This is a genomic window from Arcanobacterium wilhelmae (assembly GCF_029632765.1).
GTDB classification, from domain to species: Bacteria; Actinomycetota; Actinomycetes; order Actinomycetales; family Actinomycetaceae; genus Arcanobacterium; species Arcanobacterium wilhelmae.
Window position 1 is genome coordinate 458,659 of record NZ_CP121247.1, and the last position, 19,126, is coordinate 477,784.

Consider the following 19,126-nt stretch of genomic DNA (forward strand, 5'->3'; position numbering starts at 1 on the left):
ATCGATGGCGGTGGGCGCGGGTGAATCTGCCCGCGCCCACCCACACAGGAGCGAGGTAAGAATGAGTGTAGGAATTGTGGTGGTGAGCCACAGCCACGCGTTGGCTGGGGCGGCGATTGAACTTGCAAACGAGATGGTGCCGGAAGATCGACGTCCGATGGTCGTGAACGCGGGCGGTCTGGACGAGGAAACTTTCGGAACCGACGCGATGACAGTGATGAGCGCGATCGAGGAGGCCGATTCACCAGATGGTGTTCTCGTGCTCATGGATCTCGGCTCGGCGGTCCTCTCGGCACAAATGTCGCTCGAGTTTGTGGATCCGGAGGTTGCTGAGCGTGTCACGCTCACGGCCGCGCCGTTGGTGGAGGGCCTGGTTGCCGCCGTCGTGACGGCATCCACCGGTGCCTCCCGAGAGCAGGTGGCACGCGAGGCAACCCGCGCGCTCACCGCGAAGGCGGAGGCAGTTGGCGACGACGTCGGGGCTGAGGCTGTGGACGAGGCGGGCTCGGGTGATGCGTGGGATGCCGTCGGCGAGGTCACGCTCGGTGATCCTGCCGGTATTCATGCGCGTCCGGCTGCTCGCCTGGTTGCCATCGTCGGCGGGGCTGGTGTTCGTGCCGAGCTCGAATCTGCAGGTCAGCGCGCCGCGGCGGATTCGATCAGTGAACTCGTGGCATTGCCTGGCCGTGGTGGGGCGGTCGTGCAGGTTCGTGTTGCGGGAGAAAACGCGCAAGCAGGCCTCACGCAAATCATCGAGTTTCTCGAGTCCGTGCCCGCACAGGAAACTGGCGCCCCGGCGTCGGCGGACGGGCACGCTGGTGCCGGTCACTCGCCCGGCGAGGAGGAACCCGGTGCGGATGGTACTGAAACTGGTGCCCCGGCGTCGGATAATGCGGAGGTTACCGACGTTGCCGAGTTAGCGGAGACCACTGTGTTTGTGGTGAGTCGTCGCGTTGACGCGGCCGAGCATTCGGCCAGCGCGGACGAGGAGGCGCGCGTGGAGAGCGCCACCGCTCAGGTGAGCGCGTACCTCGCGTCGCTGGGGGAGCGCACGCACGTAGAGATTTTCCAAGCGCAAGCCGCGTTGCTCACAGACCGTGCGATCACGAAAAAGATCGCTGCGCTACTTGCCGAGGGAAGCAACGCGCTCGATGCCGTGAGCGAAGCGTTCGGTGCTGCTGCGGAAAAGTTCGCCGCACTGCCCGATCCGTATCTTGCCGCGCGTAGCGAGGACGTGCGCGAACTCGGCGCACTCACGATGCAGGCATTGGCTGGTGCCGAGCTGGGGCTTGAGATCCCACACGGTGCCACGGTGATGGTGCCCGAGCTCGACGCCGCAACAGCCGCCGAGGCAGCGTTCGCAGGTGCTCGTGCGATCCTTACGTCGGCCGGCGAATCCTCCGGCCACGGTACGATCATCGCCCGCGACCACGAGATCCCGGTAATCCCGGCAGTTCCGCGCAACTGGTAGAACAGGGTCGCAGATATTGAGCGAGGGTGGCGGGTTGTCTCACGACAACCCGCCACCCCCATCACCGAGGCTCCGCCTCGATCGTGCGATCACACAACTGCCCGCAACAGCTTCCTCCCACTGCGAGCAGCGGCCCCGCCGACGTCAGCGCTGGTTCTCAATCGCCGCCTTGATCAAGCCTGCGAACAGCGGATTCGCGCGGGTCGGGCGAGAAGTGAACTCCGGATGCGCCTGCGTAGCGATGTAGTACGGGTGCAACTCGCGATCAAGTTCCACATACTCCACGAGCGAACCATCCGGCGACGTGCCAGAAACCTTGAGGCCCGCAGCCTCCAGGCGCTCACGGTACTCCTGGTTGTACTCGTAGCGGTGACGGTGCCGCTCCGCCACCGACGTCGTGCCATAAACTTCGGCCGCAAGCGAGCCCTCCGCCAGATGTGCCGGATAGGAGCCCAGGCGCATCGTGCCACCCAGATCGCCGCCGTCGACGAACTGCTTCTGCTCCTCGATCGTGGAGATCACCGGGTCGGGAGTCGCCGGATCGAACTCGGTAGAAGAAGCACCCGAAAGCCCAAGCAGGTTGCGGGCCGCCTCGATCACCATCGACTGCAGACCCAAGCAAATCCCGAGCGTCGGCACGCGATTCTCACGAGCGTAACGCAACGCACCAACCTTGCCGTCCAGGCCGCGCACGCCGAACCCGCCCGGGATCAGCACGGCGTCCACATCAGCGAGCTGGTTGTGCGCATCTTCAGGGGTGCGGCACGTATCGGCAGCCACCCACTTAATCGACACGTCCGCCCAGTTCGCGAAACCGCCTGCGTGGAGAGCCTCGACCACGGACAGGTAGGCGTCCTTGAGATCGATGTACTTGCCCACCAGCGCCACGCGCACCTTGTGCTTGGGAGAACGCACCCGATCGAGCAACCCCTGCCATGCCGACCAGTCCACATCGTGGGTGGGCATATCGAGCCGTCGCGCCACGTACGAATCGAGGCCCTCGTTGAACAACGTCACCGGAACCTCGTAGATCGAGGAGGCGTCCTTGCACTGGACCACGCCGACCTCATCCACGTCGCACATCAGCGCGATCTTGTCCTTGACCGACTTGGGCAGGTCACGGTCGCAACGCAACACGACGGCGTCGGGCTGGATACCCACCTGGCGCAGCGCCGCCACCGAATGCTGGGTCGGCTTAGTTTTCAGCTCGCCGCCTGCCGCCAGATACGGCACGAGGGAGACGTGCACGAAGAAGCAGTTATCGCGCCCGAGCTTCTGGCGCACCTGGCGCGCAGCCTCAAGGAACGGCTGGGATTCGATGTCGCCCACGGTTCCACCGATTTCGGTGATGATGACGTCGGGGCGCGCGGTGCCTTCCTCTGCCTGCGCGCGCATGCGGTCGATGATCTCGTTCGTGATATGCGGGATCACCTGCACACATTCGCCCAGGTATTCGCCCGCGCGCTCGCGGCGGAGCACATTTTGATACACCTGGCCGGTCGTGGCGTTCGCTGCGCCGGTGAACGCTTCGTCGAGGAAGCGCTCGTAGTGGCCGATGTCGAGGTCGGTTTCAGCGCCGTCGTCGGTGACGAACACCTCGCCGTGCTGGAACGGGTTCATTGTGCCTGGATCCACGTTCACGTACGGATCGAGCTTTTGCATCGCAACGCGCAGGCCGCGGGCTTTCAAAAGTGTGCCAAGCGAGGCCGCTGTGATGCCTTTTCCGAGAGAAGATGCCACACCGCCAGTGACAAAAATGTGGCGGACCGGGCGAGTAATTCCATGGGTATCAAAAATTTTCTCCATGGAACTTCAGCTTATCGTGCCGTCTGGCCTGAGCGCTAGGTGGCGAGTGTAGATCGGCGAGTGGGCTACGCGACAGTCCCGCGCGTCACCAACCAAAATTGCGTGACTGGATGAGGTTTGTTAGAGTTTACTTCGGTAGCAGAGCATGAAATAGAGGCTCAGAGCGCCACTTCGAAAAGCCCGGAAACGGGCTTTTCGCATATCATCACAGAAACTCACCTCAACCACGATTATGTATATTGCTTACCTCGATGAAGTCGGCGAAGCCGGTGAATTTATTTCACTGAATAATCCCAAATACCGAACCAGCCCTTGTTTCGGATACGCCGGCTGGTTCGTGCGGGCTAGGCCAAGTCGGCCCGCGCGTCGTATCCTTAAAGGATGGACCAAACGTTTGGACTGCTTCGTTTTGTGAGCCCGGGATCGTACGCGCGCGGGGTGGTGTATGCCAGCCAGCGGCGTGCGAAAGTGACCGAGCACGACGCCGGTGCGGGCACGCTTCGCGGCCGCACGCTCGGCTCCAACCAGCGCAGTTACGACGAGGTGGTTCACTACGCGTTCGACGAGGCGGCGGGGCAGTTTACGAAACTGACGTCGTCGTGTTCGTGCCCGGTACGTAGCGACTGTAAGCACGTGGTGGCACTGCTGCTGACGGCCTTGGATCTGCTTCCGCATGCGCTCAAGCCGGCGAACGCGGCGACGGCGCCCGGGCGGGTCGCAGCCCCGGCGCAGCCGGCACAGGTTCGGGGACCGATCCAAGCGTCGGGCCGAGTTGGCGCGGATAACCCGTACGAGTGGCGCGGCCCTCGCCGGCCCGAGCCGACCTGGGAAGGCCGCCTGGCCACACTGTTCCCACAAAAGCCCACCGAGCGCCGCGATCTGGCGCTGGTGCTCGATTTCCGTGAGCCGGAGCCGGGCCGCGAAGCCACGCTCTTTTCTCGCGGGCATCTGCAGGCCACGCCGATGAAGCGCGGGAAGGCGAAGGCATGGGTGAAAACCGGGGTGTCGATTGCGAATCTGCGCGCGGGCGCGGCAACGGATATCGAGCCTCAGCAGGCAGCGGCCGTGCGCTCGCTGATCCAGCTGTGCGAAACATTCGTGCCGTATTCGGGCACGGCGAAGGATTCGCTGCGGCTGGACACCGTGAACTCGGCGCTGCTCACGCCAGTGCTGCGCGAGGTTCTGGCGAGAGGCGTCACCCTGATCGACCCGGATTTCCACCCAGTTTTCGTTGAATCTACCGACGCCGTCGCGGAGGTTGCGATCGAGGAGCGCGACGCCGGCGCGCTGGCTTTGGGGGCGATTTTCACGCATCCGCAGCTCGGGTCGGAGATCGCGCTCGGCGTTGGCGCGCCGCCGCAGCTGATCGCGTGGAGGGACCAATCGCTTCATCTGGCGTTCCTTGCGGAACCTCCGAGTGATCAGTGGCTTCAGCTGCGCTCGGGCGGTACGCTCCTGATCCCTGAGAAGGGCCGCGCGCGTTTTGAGACCGAAGTGTTTTCGCGCCTGGCGCGCCAGCTGTGGAGTTCCCCGGACGGTTCGTTCGAGGCGCCGCCGATCCCGGCTCCGCGCCTGCATCTCACGCTCGACCTTTCGGATCCGGCAGCACCGGTTCCGCTGGTGAACGCCACCTGGACCTGGCGTTACGGCGAGGGGGATGGCGAGCTTGGCCCCTACGGCCTGAGTTTGCCCAAGGGTGCGGCTCGCGGCGTGCGCGACGTCGAAGCGGAGGCCGACATCGTCAGGCAGGTCACGCCGATCGTGGCTGAGCACATGCCGAGTTTCATGAACGGCCAGGCGATCACCCCACACGTGAAAGTCACCGGCGGTGAGGTCCTCGCCCTTAACGCGCTCACCACCGCTCTTCGCGAGGCCGACGTCGAGGTCGAGGAAAACCTGCCCACTTACACGCCGGTGGAACTCAACAAGGTAGGGATCGACGTCGGCGATACCACCCGCGATTGGCTCGATCTCAACGTGCGCGTGGAGGTTGGCGGCTCGGTGGTCCCCACGGCCCTCCTGATCCGCGCGCTCACGCTGGACGAAGAATACGTGTTCCTCGAAAACGGCTCCTACCTGAGCCTGGACCGCCCGGAGTTGGCGAAGCTACGCGCCCTGCTGAAGGAGGCGCGTTCTCTCACCGACCAGCGTGGCGGCGGAATCCGCGTGCCGAAGGTGCGCCAAACCTGGTGGGAGGAGCTACTCGAACTCGGGATCGTCGACGCGGCTCAGAACGCCTGGTTCGACGCCGTTCGCTCGGCGTCGCTCGCGCCCGTCGTGCCGGCAGAGGTACCAGCCGAGGTGAACGCGCAACTGCGTCCGTACCAGGTGGAGGGTTTCCGATGGCTGGCGCGGCTTCGCGACCAAGGCCTGGGTGGTGTCCTCGCCGACGACATGGGCCTGGGCAAAACCCTCCAAATCCTCACCATGATCGCCCGCGATCGCTCCCGCACCCCCGACGCCGGCCCGTGGCTCGTCGTCGCGCCCACCTCCGTCGTCGCCAACTGGGTGAGCGAAGCGGAAAAGTTCACTCCGCACCTGAAAGTGGTCGGAATCGATTCGACGGCGGCGCGCGCCTCCTCGCAGATCGCGGCGCTCGCGGCGGGTGCAGACGTCGTGGTGACGTCGTACACGCTGCTGCGCCTGGACGAAGACGTATACTCGCGCCTCGAACCCACGGGCCTCGTGCTCGACGAGGCGCAAAACGTGAAGAACCACGCGTCGAAGGGGTTCGCCGTGGCGGCGGCGCTCGGTGCGCCAAGCACATTCGTAGTCACGGGCACGCCGATCGAAAACAATCTGTCCGAGCTGTGGGCAATGTTTGCGCTGGCCGCGCCCGGGCTGCTTGGAAGCCCGCGCCAGTTTGCCACCGCGTTCCGCGGGCCCATCGAGGAGAACGTGGCCGGGGGAGACCAGGCCGTCTCCGCGGAGTATATGGCGCGCCTGCGTCGGCGGATCGAGCCGTTCCTGCTGCGGCGCACCAAGCGCTCGGTGGCGCTCGATTTGCCGGAAAAGGCCGAGCAGGTGGTGCGGGTCGAACTCGCACCCGACCATCGGCGTCTCTACGATCGCCAACTCCAGCACGAACGCCAGTCCGTGCTCAAGCTCACCGCCGACGGCGAGGAACACCGCTTCCAGGTACTCGCGGCCCTCACTAGGCTGCGGCAGATGGCGATCGACCCGCGCCTCGTAGATGCCGATTCGAAAGCCACGCCCTCCAAGCTCGAGGCGCTCATGGAGCTGCTCGGGGAAGCCGTGAGTGAAGGCCACCGCGCGCTCGTGTTTTCGCAGTTCACGTCGTTCCTCGCGCTGGTTCGCGAGCGGCTCGAGGCCGAAGGGATCGCGTATTCGTACCTCGACGGTGCAACGCGCGCTCGTGCGAAAGTCATCGACGAGTTCGCGGGTGGGGAGGCGCCCGTGTTCTTGATTTCGCTCAAGGCCGGTGGAACCGGCTTGAACCTGACAATGGCCGACTACGCGATCCTTACCGACCCGTGGTGGAACCCGGCCGCCGAGGAGCAGGCGGTGGACCGTACGCACCGCATCGGCCAGACCCGCCCGGTCCACGTCTACCGCCTCGTTTCCGAGGGAACCGTCGAAGAGAAAGTGGTGGCGTTGCAGGATCAAAAGCGGGCGCTGCTCGCGGTTCTCTCCGACGATCCGGCAGCCAGCGCCGGCGGCAAGGCACTCTCCGGAGAGGAGCTGCGTGCCCTCCTGGCGTGAGCCGGCTGCTGTGCATGAACTGTCCGTCCGGGGTGAGCTACTTCTGGACACTGGGAGGCCCCTCCACGCCTTCGGCGCGTGCGTAACTCTGTCAGTTGGGCGAGGCGTTGCGTATATAGCAACGCCTCGCGGGATTGATTGAGTTGTGCACAAGCCTGGCGACGGCGGTGCCCGGCGGCTCCGTGGGGAAGCTCACGCGGTTCGTAACGATTAAGTTACTGTTTTGGCGAAAACTAGCCAGCCGGCGTCGGTGGCGAGCACAATGAACTGGTACGTGTTGTCGAGGGAATGAGGGCTGATGTCTGAATCCACTGCGGCTTCCCCGTCGAGGGAAGAGGAGCAGAAGGTTTACGACAACCTTCTTGCGTTGCGCGTGGAACCCGACGGCACAGAATCGTACGGAACTAAAGCCGACCAATTCATTGAGTGGTACGGCCCCGAGGGTGCAATGGTTGTGACGTTGCTACATGGTGGTTGCTTCCGTGAGGATATCGGACTGGATTTTGCGCGCCCTGCCGCGTTTGCCCTGGCAGAAGCCGGGTATCGTGTGGCGCTTCCCGAGTATCGCCGGCTCGCTGGCACGCCCGAGGTGACGTTCGAGGATGCGCGTTTGTTGGCACAGCACCCGCTGATTGGCCCGTCGACGTGGGTGGGGCATTGCGCCGGTGCCACGATGGCGCTCGATGTGCTGTTCTCCGGCGAGTACGAGTTGCAGCACGTAGTTGCGCTGGCTCCATTATTTGATTTGTCGCGCGATGTACGCGAGGCCGTGGCCAGCGGGGAAACGGCCACTGTGGATTTCATGGGCGGCACGCCCGTTGAGCAACCGGAACGGTACGCCCGCTTCGATCCGATGCGCCGCTGGCGCGAGCTTGGCGAAGCACAGTTCGCGGCGCGCGGCCTGCGCCTGGACATCATCCACGGCACTGCGGACGCCACGGTTCCGGCCGTCCGCTCCAAGGATCTCAATACCGAGCCGTTCAACGTGGCGCTGGTTCCTGGCGCAAACCACAACGATCTGATTCGTCCGGGCGACGACGCCTGGATTTTCCTCCTCGGCGCCCTCGGCAACTCCGCCGCCTGAGTTTGTTGCGCCGCTCCTGGTTCTCGCGCCGACAATTTCTGTTTGATGTGCTCAGTTTGCGTGTGCAGAAGTCAATCAGTTCGCGCGGGCGTTGCGTATAGAGCAACGCCCGGCTGGATTGATTGAGTTGTGCACGGGCTTGCCGTTGTGCACGGGTTTGACTGCGACGACGGTGCCTGGCGCCCGACGTCGGGGCGCTCGACGTCGGGCGCGAGTTTCGCTACTGGAGCCTGATCCGCTCAGCGGGCATATTGCGCAAGAATAGAACGTATGAAGATTGCACTGGTTCTTGGTTCTGGCGGCGCTCGCGGATATGCGCATATCGGCGTGATCGAGGAGATCAAGAAACGCGGCCACGAGATCGTGGCGATCGCGGGCTGCTCGATGGGCGCGGTTGTGGGCGGCGTTGAAGCGGCCGGGCACCTAGACGAGTTCACAACGTGGGTGAGCGGCCTGTCGAAATTGGACGTGCTGCGCCTGATCGGGTTTACGATCCGTGAGCCCGGCATTGTGAACCCGCGCAAGGTGATGGCCCGGATTGATGACATGGTGGGCGGCGTTCGCATCGAGGATCTGCCGATCCCGTTCACGGCGGTGGCCACGAACCTGATCACCGGGCGTGAGGTGTGGTTCCAGCAGGGGAGCCTCGCAGCGGCGATCCGCGCGTCGATGGCGGTTCCGTCGATCGTCACGCCCGTGCATCTCAACGGCCAGCTCCTTGCCGACGGCGGTCTGGTGAACCCGGTTCCGATGGAGGCGGTTGCGGCCGTGAAGGCGGACGCGACGCTCGCGGTGTCGCTCGCGAAGGGCCGCACGGCAAACGTGGACGATCCGCGCATGTTCGCAGGCGGCGCTGCCGGCCCGGTTTCTTCCGACGACGTTCGCGAGGAGAGCGAGGAACACCCCGCGCTTCCCGTGTGGGAGACGTACCATAACCTGCCGAAATCCCTGCGCACACGCGATGTTGCCGACCTATCGATTTCCGCGATGCAGGCGATTATCGAGCGTTTTCGTTGGGCGGCGAACCCGGCGTCGTATGTGATCGAGATTCCGTACACGACGGCTGGCACGATGGACTTGCACCGCGCGGCCGAGGTGATCGAGGTGGGGCGCACGGAGGCGATCGCCGCTCTCGACGCCTACGGGCTCTAGACGCAAGCCGCGCCCCGACGTCGGCGGCTTGGCTCCCGACGTCGGGGCCAGGGTTTCGGCGTGAGGGAGCGAAAAGCGGGGTGTTCGTTTGGGAAAACGAACACCCCGCTTCGCCTGTTGGCGTGAGTTTACACGTAGATTCGCGTGGTGTACTCCACCGTGCGGCCCACCGGCATCTTGCGCAACCAGCGCGGCGAAGCCGAGAAGCGCGAGAGCTGCACGAACAACCAGCGGAAAATATTCGGGAACTTCCCGTGGTGCGGCGCCTGCTCGATCTGCAGATGATGGGCGAACACCATGGCATCCTCAACCGAGAAATCCGGCACGTTCGCCGGCGTCGGCTCCGGCGCCTCGCGCAGACGCTTCGTGTACAGCTCCAGATCCGCGATCGGATCGCGAGAATCCATGAAGCCGTAGGTCACAGTGAGGTGGAAGAAGCCGGGCAACGGGCACGCGATCGGCGAATTCTTCACGCGCTGCTCGGGCGGAACGTGCGCGAGCGCAACGGTCTTGACCGCGAGGATTACCACGCGCTCGTGGATCGCGTCGTTGAACTTCGTGTTGATCAGGAGCGGGCGCGGCGTGGAGGTGAACAGCGAGTGTGGATAGATCGCCGTGCCGGGAATACGCCAGTGAACGGGCTTCTTGGCAACCTCGTCGAAGTATTCGGCCAGCGGGAGCTCCTGCTCGGTGCGCTGGCGGTACACCGCCTGGGAGGTGGTCTTCCACGAGAGCATGATTGTGGACAGGACGATCGCAATGGACACCGGCAGCCAGCCACCGGAGAAGAACTTCACGATATTCGCCGTCCACAGCGGAATCTCGATCGAAGCCAGTACCAGCCCTGCGAGGGCCGCGACCCAGCGTGGCTTCTTCCAGCCGTAGCGGATCAGCATCACGAGCATCGCGGACGTGAAGAGGAATTCCGTGGTGACGGCCAGGCCGTAAGCTTCCGAGAGCGATTCGGAGCTGCGGAACGTCACCACAATCACGGCCACCGCGATATAGAGCAGGAGGTTCACGGCCGGGATGTAGATGTGGCCGCGCTCCTTCTCCGAGGTGTAGACCACGCGAAGGTGTGGAAGATAGTTGAGATGGATCGCCTGGTTGACCAGCGCGAACGCGCCGGTGATCACGGCCTGGGAGGCGATGAGCGTGGCGAGGGTTGCGATGACCACCAGTGGGATCGTGGCCCACGTGGGGGCGAGCAAGAAGAACGGGTTTTCGAGTGCGGCGTTGTCGCCGAGCAGGAGCGCGCCCTGGCCGAGGTAGTTCACCACGAGCGAGGGGAGAACGAGGTAGAGCCAGGCGTCCTGGATCGGGCGGCGTCCGAAGTGCGAAAGATCAGCGTAGAGGGCCTCCGCGCCGGTAAGCGAGAGGACGATGGCGCCCATCGCAATGAACGCCACCGTGGGGTGGCCGACGAGGAACTCTGCCGCACGCCACGGGTTGAGTGCGAGGAGGATCCGCGGGTTTGCCACGATGTGTGGCGCGCCGAGAACGGCGAGCAGTGCGAACCACAGCGCCATAATAGGGGAGAAGTAGGAGGCCACCTGGTGGGTGCCGCGGTACTGGATCGCAAACAGGCCGGTGAGGATCACCAGCGCGATCGGCACGATATAGGTGGCGATACCGGGAACGGCCACGTCCAGGCCTTCCACTGCCGAGAGCACGGAGATCGCCGGTGTGATCACGGAATCACCGAAGAACAGCGAGGCGCCAACGATACCGGCCACGGCCGCACCCGCCGAAAGCCGCGACGGCGACTTCACGAACCGGCGCACCAGCGCAGAGAGAGCGAGGATGCCGCCCTCGCGTCGGTTGTCGGCGCGCAACACCACGCCCACGTACTTCAAGGTCACGAGCGCCACGAGGAACCAGATGATCGCCGACGTTACGCCGATCAGGTTGTACTCGGTCAGGGAGACGCCGTCGAGCGTGAACACGGCGCGCATCACGTACAGTGGCGAGGTGCCGATGTCGCCGTAGACCACTCCGACGGCGCCAAAAGCGGCGGCCGCACTGGCCGCCGACGCACTTGGCACGTGACTTGCGTTCTTACGCCCGGCAACAGCGCGGGCGGTTCCTCTGGTTTTTTCCACGAGGGCAAGCATAGACCCCCTACGCCTAATTGCAACACCATGAGCCGATTCGTGGAAGTTCGGTGGGGCTTCTAGACTTGTGGCATGAGTATTTCACTTCCCACTGTTGACGCCGGCGCGCGCGAGTTCGCTGCCGGTTTTGCTGATTTCATTACTGCCTCGCCGACCTCTTTCCATGCGGCGGCGAACCTGGCGCAGCTTTTCGAGGCTGCGGGTTTTGCGCGCCAGGAGGAGAGCGAGGCGTGGGCGGGCGAGCGCAACGGTTTCGCACTTCGCGACGGCGCCGTGATCGCCTGGCGCATCCCCGAGGGCGCCCAGCCGGGCACGGGCGTGAGGATTGTGGGTTCGCATACGGATTCGCCGTCGTTCAAGGTCAAGCCGAATTCGACGTCGACGTCGGTGGGGTACGACCAGGTGAACGTTGAGGTTTACGGCGGCCCGCTGCTGAATTCGTGGTTGAATCGCGATCTGGGGATCGCGGGCCGCGTGGTGACCTTGGACGGCGAAGAGCACCTGGTGAAAACTCCGGCGATCATGACGATCCCGCAGGTTGCCCCGCATCTGGACCGCTCGGTGAATAAGGAGCTGAAGCTGTCGGCTCAAAAGGATTACCACCCGATCTGGACCACGGGTGAGGGCGAGCTGATGGAGATCATCGCGCAGAATGCGGGCGTGGAAGCGGATCGCATCGCCGCTGTGGATCTGTTCGCTTACGATACGGCTGCTCCGCAGATGTTTGGCGGCGCTGAGGGTACTGATTTCTTTGCGGCTGGCCGCCAGGATAACCTGACGTCCGTTTTCTCCTCGCTCGTTGCGTTCCTCGATCCGAGCATTGAGCTGGGTGAGGATATTCAGGTGTTCGCTGCGTTTAATCACGAGGAGATTGGCTCGGATACGTACTCGGGTGCGGCTGGCTCGTTCCTTGAGGCGATTTTGCGCCGCATGGCCGAGGGCCTGTTTGGCTCGGGTGCGGAGGCATTCGAGCGGATGCTCGCGAACTCGTCGGTGGTGAGCGCCGACGCCGGGCACGCGATTAACCCGAACAAGCCCGAGCTTCACGATCCAGCTCACCAGCCGGTGCTCGGTGGCGGCCCGCTGTTGAAGATCAACGCGCGCGGTGCGTACGCAACGGACGCCCCGACGTCGGCGATGTTCTTCCGTGCGGCCGCGGGTGCGCACGTGGCGGTGCAGGAGATCGTGTCGAATAACGATGTGCCGTCGGGCACCACGATCGGCCCGATCACGGTGACCCGCCTCGGTATCCCGACTGTGGATTGTGGCGTGCCGCTGCTGTCGATGCATTCGGTGCGCGAGATCTCGGCCCCGGCGGATCTGATCGCCCTGGCGAAGCTGCTCAAGGCCTACCTCGAGGATTAATCGCCTCAGACATGAGCGTGGAGGGGACAAACCGAAAAGGTTTGTCCCCTCCACGCCTCTATTCATTCACTCAGCCGAGCGTTCGAGGATCGAGCTGGCCTCCTGGTAGGCGGCCATGTCGGTGGTGCCGATGCCTTGGAAGCGCTCAGGGATCTCGAGGCCCTTATGCTTCATTGCGCGGGCCCACAGTGCGCCCGAACGGTACGAGGAGCGCACGAGCGGGCCGGCCATAATGCCAGCGAAGCCCATCTCGTAGCCGATCTCGGAATACTCCACGAACTCCTCGGGCTTCACCCAGCGGTCGATCGGGTGGTGGAGCGGGGAGGGGCGCAGGTACTGGGTGATCGTAAGCAGATCACAACCGGCGTTGCGAAGATCGTGCATTGTGGCGATCACTTCGTCGCGTGTTTCGCCCATGCCGAGGATCAGGTTGGATTTGGTGATGAGCCCGGATTCCGCAGCGAACGTGATCAGATCGAGTGAGCGCTCGTAACGGAACGCGGGGCGGATCTTCTTGAAGATGCGCGGCACGGTTTCGAGGTTGTGTGCGAGCACTTCGGGCTTCGCGTCGAACACCTGCTTGAGGGCGGGCGCGCCGCCGCGCATGTCGTCGATCAAGAGCTCGACGCCGGTTTGCGGGCTCATCTGGTGGATCAGGCGCGTCGTTTCCGCGTAGAGCCAGGAGGCACCGTCTTCCAGATCATCGCGGGTCACACCCGTGATCGTGGTGTAGTTGAGGTTCATTTCCTTCACCGACTGCGCCACACGCAGCGGCTCGCCACGATCGTAGGTATCTGGGCGGCCGGTTTTGATGAAGCAGAAATCGCAGCGGCGGGTGCACGTATCGCCGCCGATGAGGAAGGATGCTTCGCGCGATTCCCAGCATTCGTAAATGTTGGGGCAGTTCGCCTCGGCACACACGGTGTGTAGCGAGGCGCCGTTCACGCGCGAGCGCATGTCCTCATACTCGCTGCCCACGGTGGCCTTGGTTTTCAGCCAGGCCGGACGATCGTGCTCGATCGGGGTTGCCGAGTTCTTTTCCTCGATGCGCAGCAGACGCCGGGAGCCCGGGTTGATGCGCTCGTTGGACATGTGGTGGGTGCCGCCGATGGGGGCTGGGGTGGTGGTCATTTTGCGTCCTTTCGGGGGTGCCACGCGACACCCGTGTTCTGGGGCAGAGTGTTTGCGTGGGCTGCAACTTCTTCGAGAAGTGGCGCGACGTCGTCGTGCACCAATTCGAGGTTGTTACGGCCTTCGCGGCGGAAACGCTGGTAGGCGTTCGCAAGATACGGGATGAGGAGGCGGGCAACTTTCTCCAGGGAGTAGCTGTAGCCTTCTTGGGCGAGGGTGGCGACGCCGGCGTCGGCGAGCCCGCACGGGATCACCTGCATGAAGCGCTCGAGATCCGTGGTGACGTTGAACGCCATGCCGTGCATCGTGGTGTCGGAAGCGAACTTGATGCCGATGGCGCACAGCTTGCGATCAATGTCGCCGTCGCGAACGATCCACACGCCGCTGCGGCCCTCCACCTGTGTGGTTTCGAGGCCGATGAATCGCATCGCCTCGATGAGCGCCTCTTCAGTGCCGCGAACGAACGCCACCACGTCTTTCGGGGGAGTGACGGCGATGATCGGGTAGATCACCAGCTGGCCCGGACCGTGGTAGGTGACCGAGCCGCCGCGATCCATCGCGATGACCGGTATCTCACTATTTGGAATGTCCTGCGGCTGTGTGCGACGCCCCGCAGTGTACGTATCTTTCGCCTCCCAGACGATGAACGTATCCTCGCGCTCGCCCGCCGCCACCTGCTGATGCAAATGGCGCTGTAGTGCGTCTACAGCCATGTAATCCTGTGGCCCTCGATCGAGCAGATTCACAATATGCACGCGTTCAGCCTATTCCTTTAGTCCTAGGTATTCGAGGTGGGAAAGTGTGAGCCTGACCAATCCGGAGTTGCTTCACTGCCAGCGGAAAACTAGGCTGTAAAGGTCCTGTATCGCATTTTCATGCACAGATATGGATACGGAACGCGAGGTGGAAACGAACGGGGAAACCGCCTCGCGCCGGGTGGAGATCAGCGGTGTTGCCGTAGTATTTCCACATAAATTGCACCCATCGGAAGTGGGCGATCCTCGCGGGGCCGCGCATTTCCTTCCCCGAGTCAGGAAGCCTCGCATGCTGAGATACCTTTTGCGGCGAATCGCGAATTACGTGTTGTTGCTGTTCATGGCAACAACGATGGCGTACTTCATCGCCGGCACACAGTTGAATCCACGAGCTAAGCTCATTCAGGAGCGTTTGTCGTCTGGAAAGAATCAGACGCGCGCTGAGATTGAGGCGTCGGTTGATCGTCTCCTCAACGGATACAACATCAACCCGAATACCTCTATTTTCGAGCGTTACTGGAACTGGCTCAAGAACGTTGTGTTCCATTTTGATTGGGGCTACGCTCCCGATGGTTCGCATGTGAATACGGAGATCGCAAACCGTGTGCCACTTTCGTTGCAGCTCGTCTTTCTCGGATTCTTCATCGGTATCTTCGTTGGCGTGGCACTCGGTGCGTATTCCGCGGTGAAGCAGTACTCGGCATTCGATCGCGTGACCACCTTTATCGTCATGCTCTTGATCTCGACTCCGAGTATCGTGTTGGCGATCCTCTTGCAGATGCTCACCATCAAAATGAACCAGACGCTCGGCACGGATCTGTCATTCTCGGGGCCATACTCCGTGCCTCAACCTGATGGCACTTTCGCAGCCCTCATGGATCGCCTTGAACACCTTTTGCTTCCCACGATTGCGATGTCCCTCGGCGGTATCGCTGTCTATTCGCGCTACCAGCGCAACCTCATGCTGGACACCCTCGGCGCGGATTATGTGCGCACGGCCCGTGCGAAGGGCCTGCGGTTCGCGAAGGCCGTTCGCCTTCACGCGCTTCGCACCTCCTTGATCCCGGTTGCTACCTACTTCGCGTTCGGCATTGCGGGCCTGATTACGGGTGCTGCTATTACCGAGCAGATTTTCGGCTGGCAAGGCATGGGTATCTACGCAATTAACACCATCCAGCTGATGGACATCAACGGAACGGTTTCCGTTGTGGCATTTGGCGGCGCGTGTACGCTCACGGGTGCACTGCTCTCCGACATGTTGATTGCAGCCATCGATCCGCGAGTGCGAGTGGGGTAAGACAATGAGCAACATGATGCAAACTAGCCAAGTCGCCGAAGTGAAGGCGGCCCTCAGTAAGCAGAGCGAGGAGCGCGCGAAGAACGATAAGCGCTACACTCGCAACCAGCTGATCCGCCGTCGCTTCCTGCGTTCGAAGTCTGCAGTCGGCGGCCTGATCGGTCTCGTTATTATTATTCTCGCTGCGATTGTGGTTCCCTACGTTCTTCCCTGGAGCTACGATGTGGCGGACGATCTGAACTTCCTCACCGAGCCAGGTATTGGCGGCCACGTCTTTGGCACTAACCAGGGCGGTTATGACATGCTGGCCGTCACGATGGAGGGCCTGCGCAAGTCGCTGATGATCGGTTTCGCAGTGGCTGCGGTCCAGGTGTTTATCGCGGCCATCGTGGGTGCGTCGATCGCCTACTTTGGTGGTTGGGCCGACAAGGTTGGCACCTGGGTGATTGATCTTTTGCTCGTTCTGCCGAGCTTCCTGATGATCGCTGTGATCTCGCAACGTTTTGCGGGTTCGAAATCGTCAACGCTCCTACTGATTATTTTGCTGGCGGTCTTCTCGTGGATGTTGACGGCGCGAGTGGTGCGCGCGCTGACGATGTCGATCAAAAACCTCGATTACGTACATGCGGCAAAGTACATGTCGGTTCCCTCGTTCGTGGTGATCGTGAAGCACATCTTGCCGAATATTTCCTCGCTTCTCATTATTGATTTCACCCTGTCTGTTGCGGGCGCTGTTCTTTCCGAGACCAGCCTTTCCTTCTTCGGTTTTGGCGTTCAAAAGCCGGAAGTTTCACTCGGTTCGCTCATTGGTGATGCTCAGACCTCCGCACTGACCCAGCCGTGGCTGTTCTTGCCACCGGCAGGTGCGCTGGTTCTTATGCTGCTGTGTGTGAACTTCGTTGGCGATGGCCTGCGCGACGCTATTGATCCCAGCTCGAAGTCTGGAGGAGACGCATGAGCAAGAAAGAAACTCAAGAGTTTGAATCTGCTGAACTGCCCGTGGCGAAGCCTGGCGTTCCGGTGGTTGAGGTCACCGATCTCCATGTGAACTTCCCGTCCGAGAACGGCGTGGTCCATGCCGTTCGTGGCGTGAATTTCTCCGTGAACTCCGGTGAAGTGATGGCGCTCGTGGGCGAATCGGGATCCGGTAAGTCTGTTACTTCGATGTCGATCATGGGTCTGTTGGACCCTTCTGCACGGCTTTCGGGCTCCGTGAAGGTACACGGCACTGAAATCCTTGGGCGCGGTGATCGCTACCTTTCGGATATTCGTGGAAAGACCATTGCGATGGTGTTCCAGGATCCGCTTTCTGCGCTCACCCCGGTGTACTCCATCGGCGACCAAATTGTTGAAGCGCTCATGATTCATCAGCAGATGGATAAAACGGCAGCATACGAGCGTGCAGTTGAGCTTTTGAAGATCGTGGGAATCCCGAACCCAGAGATCCGTGTGAAGGCATTCCCGCACGAGTTCTCGGGCGGTATGCGCCAGCGTGCGATGATTGCGATGGCCATCGCCAACGATCCGGATCTGATCATCGCCGATGAGCCGACCACAGCTCTGGACGTGACCATCCAGGCCCAGATCCTGGACGTGCTTCGCAAGGCACAGAATGAGACTGGCGCGGCGATTATTATGATCACCCACGATCTTGGTGTGGTTGCTGGCATTGCCGATAAGGTTGCCGTGATGTACGCGGGCCGTATCGTGGAAAAGGGCGATGTGTCCGAAATCTTCCACCATTCGGCAATGCCGTACACGATCGGCCTTCTCGGCTCGCTTCCTCGTTTGGATTCAAAGAAGGAATACCAGCTTGCGTCGGTTGAAGGTAATCCGCCGTCGATGCTCGTTGAGCCCACGGGCTGTCCGTTCGCGGCGCGTTGCCCCGTGGCAAAGCTTGAGTGTCTCGAGGGTGAACCGGATCTGAAGGGCGTTCGTTCGGCTTCGGATCAGCCACACGAGGTGGCGTGTATCCGCGCGGACGAAATTCGCCACGAGGATTCGCACTACACCGATATTTACCCACGCCCGGAGGTTCTGCCTGCGCCGTTTGCAACTCCTCGTGAGGAGCGTGAGCAGGTGCTCAAGGTGGAGAACCTGCGCAAGTACTTCCCGCTAATGAAGGGCGCGGTGTTCCGCCGTGAGGTGGGCAAGGTTCACGCCGTCGATGGGGTTTCATTCGATATTCGCGTTGGTGAAACGCTTGGACTCGTTGGCGAGTCCGGCTCGGGTAAGACCACCACACTGATGGAGGTGCTCAACCTCGTCAAGCCGCAGGATGGCACAATCGTGGTGCTGGGCGAAGATACCTCTGGGCTGGGGAAGGCCGATCGTAAGCGTTTGCGCAAGGATCTCCAGGTGGTGTTCCAGGATCCGATGGCATCGCTTGATCCGCGCATGCCGATTTTCGATATCCTCGCGGAGCCGCTGAAGTACAACGGTTACTCGAAGGATCAGATTGAGGGCCGCGTGAAGGAACTCATGGCCATGGTGGGCCTCGAGCCCGCGCACGTCAACCGGTATCCACGTAACTTCTCGGGTGGCCAGAAGCAGCGTATCGGTATTGCTCGCGCGCTTGCTCTCGAGCCGAAGCTGATCGTGCTTGATGAGCCGGTCTCGGCGCTTGACGTGTCGATTCAGGCTGGCGTGATCAACCTACTCGACGAACTGCGTTCGAAGCTCGGCCTATCCTACCTGTTCATTGCTCACGATCTGTCCGTGATCCGCCACATCGCGGATCGCGTGGCCGTGATGTATCTGGGCAAGATCGTGGAGATCGGCGATGTGGATTCGGTGTTCGATGATCCAGAGCATCCGTATACGCAGGCCCTGCTTTCGGCGATCCCGATTCCGAACCCGGAAAAGGAGCGTACTCGTGAGCGAATCTTGCTGGAAGGGGATCTCCCCTCGCCGGCAAACCCGCCCACAGGTTGCCGTTTCGTCACCCGCTGTCCACTATATGAGACACTTTCTCCGGACCAGAAGGAACGTTGCGAAGGTCAGCATCCAGGATTCGAAAATCTTGGAAAAGACCATGAAGTGGCGTGTTATTACCATCGTCCGCTAAAGGTTTTCTGATCATAAATATGCACCGAAGAGTTTCCACATTCTGAACAGACGCTCCAAGCGAGAGTTTCGTTTGATAAAGTTCGTGGAAACTCTTCGGCGTATGCACAACTGAAGGTTTCCGCTTTCCGGTATCCCGGGTAGGGGAGTTCGATGAAAGTC

The 19,126-nt window shown here is 62.1% G+C and carries 12 protein-coding genes; 8 read left to right on the top strand and 4 right to left on the bottom strand.

Going from position 1 to position 19,126, the window contains the following annotated elements:
* Window positions 1-61 precede the first annotated feature (61 nt).
* Window positions 62-1,471 carry a dihydroxyacetone kinase phosphoryl donor subunit DhaM gene (dhaM, locus tag P8A24_RS01950; RefSeq protein ID WP_278059192.1) on the top strand — a complete coding sequence of 470 codons (1,410 nt, stop codon included), beginning with the start codon at window positions 62-64 and terminating at the stop codon, window positions 1,469-1,471.
* 144 nt (window positions 1,472-1,615) lie between these two features.
* Here the strand turns inward: dhaM and P8A24_RS01955 are convergent, their stop codons facing one another.
* A complete protein-coding gene (locus tag P8A24_RS01955) occupies window positions 1,616-3,277 on the bottom strand; it encodes a CTP synthase (protein WP_278059194.1) in 1,662 nt (553 codons plus the stop codon).
* A 381-nt stretch (window positions 3,278-3,658) separates the two neighbouring features.
* Here P8A24_RS01955 and P8A24_RS01960 point away from each other — a divergent pair, with 381 nt between their 5' ends.
* The 3 genes from P8A24_RS01960 to P8A24_RS01970 all read left to right on the top strand — a co-directional run bounded on the left by P8A24_RS01960 (window position 3,659) and on the right by P8A24_RS01970 (window position 9,236).
* Complete coding sequence (locus P8A24_RS01960) at window positions 3,659-7,000, top strand: DEAD/DEAH box helicase (RefSeq protein WP_278059196.1); 3,342 nt, start codon at window positions 3,659-3,661, stop codon at window positions 6,998-7,000.
* A 298-nt stretch (window positions 7,001-7,298) separates the two neighbouring features.
* Entirely contained in the window at window positions 7,299-8,084 is a 786-nt protein-coding gene (locus tag P8A24_RS01965; protein ID WP_278059197.1) for an alpha/beta hydrolase family protein, read from the top strand.
* A 270-nt stretch (window positions 8,085-8,354) separates the two neighbouring features.
* Window positions 8,355-9,236, top strand: coding sequence for a patatin-like phospholipase family protein (locus tag P8A24_RS01970; RefSeq protein WP_278059199.1), 882 nt, complete (start codon window positions 8,355-8,357; stop codon window positions 9,234-9,236).
* A gap of 128 nt (window positions 9,237-9,364) precedes the next feature.
* Here P8A24_RS01970 and P8A24_RS01975 read toward each other — a convergent pair whose 3' ends face one another.
* Window positions 9,365-11,338 carry a potassium transporter Kup gene (locus tag P8A24_RS01975; protein ID WP_278059201.1) on the bottom strand — a complete coding sequence of 658 codons (1,974 nt, stop codon included), beginning with the start codon at window positions 11,336-11,338 and terminating at the stop codon, window positions 9,365-9,367.
* An 84-nt stretch (window positions 11,339-11,422) separates the two neighbouring features.
* On the opposite strand from P8A24_RS01975, the gene P8A24_RS01980 reads away from it, so the two are divergent.
* Window positions 11,423-12,715 carry a M18 family aminopeptidase gene (locus P8A24_RS01980; RefSeq protein WP_278059204.1) on the top strand — a complete coding sequence of 431 codons (1,293 nt, stop codon included), beginning with the start codon at window positions 11,423-11,425 and terminating at the stop codon, window positions 12,713-12,715.
* Window positions 12,716-12,781: 66 nt separating this feature from the next.
* On the opposite strand, the gene P8A24_RS01985 is transcribed toward P8A24_RS01980, so the two are convergent.
* Together P8A24_RS01985 and lipB are read right to left on the bottom strand one after the other, a co-directional pair.
* Window positions 12,782-13,846 carry a lipoyl synthase gene (locus tag P8A24_RS01985; protein WP_370870592.1) on the bottom strand — a complete coding sequence of 355 codons (1,065 nt, stop codon included), beginning with the start codon at window positions 13,844-13,846 and terminating at the stop codon, window positions 12,782-12,784.
* Window positions 13,843-14,601, bottom strand: coding sequence for a lipoyl(octanoyl) transferase LipB (gene lipB, locus P8A24_RS01990; RefSeq protein ID WP_278059206.1), 759 nt, complete (start codon window positions 14,599-14,601; stop codon window positions 13,843-13,845). The genes P8A24_RS01985 and lipB overlap by 4 nt, the downstream gene beginning before the upstream one ends.
* A gap of 289 nt (window positions 14,602-14,890) precedes the next feature.
* Between lipB and P8A24_RS01995 the strand changes: the two genes are divergently transcribed.
* The 3 genes from P8A24_RS01995 to P8A24_RS02005 are packed head-to-tail and all read left to right on the top strand — an operon-like array spanning window position 14,891 to window position 18,976.
* Complete coding sequence (locus P8A24_RS01995) at window positions 14,891-15,898, top strand: ABC transporter permease (RefSeq protein WP_278059208.1); 1,008 nt, start codon at window positions 14,891-14,893, stop codon at window positions 15,896-15,898.
* A gap of 13 nt (window positions 15,899-15,911) precedes the next feature.
* The gene (locus P8A24_RS02000) at window positions 15,912-16,856 is read left to right on the top strand and encodes an ABC transporter permease (RefSeq protein ID WP_278059210.1); all 945 of its coding nucleotides are present in this window, start codon (window positions 15,912-15,914) and stop codon (window positions 16,854-16,856) included.
* On the top strand, window positions 16,853-18,976 hold the full coding sequence (locus tag P8A24_RS02005; protein ID WP_278059212.1) for an ABC transporter ATP-binding protein: 2,124 nt from the start codon (window positions 16,853-16,855) through the stop codon (window positions 18,974-18,976). The genes P8A24_RS02000 and P8A24_RS02005 overlap by 4 nt, the downstream gene beginning before the upstream one ends.
* Window positions 18,977-19,126: the final 150 nt, after the last annotated feature.

Excerpts from the sequence above, each read along its gene's own strand:
- P8A24_RS01965 (WP_278059197.1), top strand. The coding sequence starts at position 7,299 with ATGTCTGAATCCACTGCGGCTTCCCCGTCGAGGGAAGAGGAGCAGAAG.
- P8A24_RS01985 (WP_370870592.1), bottom strand. The coding sequence starts at position 13,846 with ATGACCACCACCCCAGCCCCCATCGGCGGCACCCACCACATGTCCAAC.
- P8A24_RS01960 (WP_278059196.1), top strand. The coding sequence starts at position 3,659 with ATGGACCAAACGTTTGGACTGCTTCGTTTTGTGAGCCCGGGATCGTAC.
- P8A24_RS01980 (WP_278059204.1), top strand. The coding sequence starts at position 11,423 with ATGAGTATTTCACTTCCCACTGTTGACGCCGGCGCGCGCGAGTTCGCT.
- P8A24_RS01970 (WP_278059199.1), top strand. The coding sequence starts at position 8,355 with ATGAAGATTGCACTGGTTCTTGGTTCTGGCGGCGCTCGCGGATATGCG.
- P8A24_RS01995 (WP_278059208.1), top strand. The coding sequence starts at position 14,891 with ATGCTGAGATACCTTTTGCGGCGAATCGCGAATTACGTGTTGTTGCTG.
- P8A24_RS02005 (WP_278059212.1), top strand. The coding sequence starts at position 16,853 with ATGAGCAAGAAAGAAACTCAAGAGTTTGAATCTGCTGAACTGCCCGTG.
- dhaM (WP_278059192.1), top strand. The coding sequence starts at position 62 with ATGAGTGTAGGAATTGTGGTGGTGAGCCACAGCCACGCGTTGGCTGGG.
- P8A24_RS01955 (WP_278059194.1), bottom strand. The coding sequence starts at position 3,277 with ATGGAGAAAATTTTTGATACCCATGGAATTACTCGCCCGGTCCGCCAC.
- P8A24_RS02000 (WP_278059210.1), top strand. The coding sequence starts at position 15,912 with ATGATGCAAACTAGCCAAGTCGCCGAAGTGAAGGCGGCCCTCAGTAAG.